Consider the following 232-nt stretch of genomic DNA (forward strand, 5'->3'; position numbering starts at 1 on the left):
AATTGGCATGGACGGCGACTTCATCACTGCCCGCCCCCTCTCCCCCCGATTCGGTCAAACCCTTGCCAAACAACTTGCCGTATTATTGCCACAAGCAGCAGGCAATATCTAAGAATTTGGTGCAGGTACAGGACATCTCGCGGCCAAACTATTGCAAAACCTTTCAGACGGCCTGAATCATTAATATATTATCGAACTAACATCAGAGCTTGCAGAGAGACAACGCCAACAT

At 48.3% G+C, this 232-nt stretch carries 1 pseudogene; it reads left to right on the forward strand.

Going from position 1 to position 232, the window contains the following annotated elements:
* Nucleotide 1 precedes the first annotated feature (1 nt).
* Nucleotides 2–181 (forward strand): annotated as a pseudogene (locus ACTHS4_RS12715) (class I SAM-dependent methyltransferase); the annotation flags it as partial.
* Between the last annotated feature and the right edge of the window lie 51 nt (nt 182–232).

The organism is Neisseria sp. P0014.S009, from assembly GCF_051958155.1.
Classification (GTDB): Bacteria; Pseudomonadota; Gammaproteobacteria; order Burkholderiales; family Neisseriaceae; genus Neisseria; species Neisseria flavescens_C.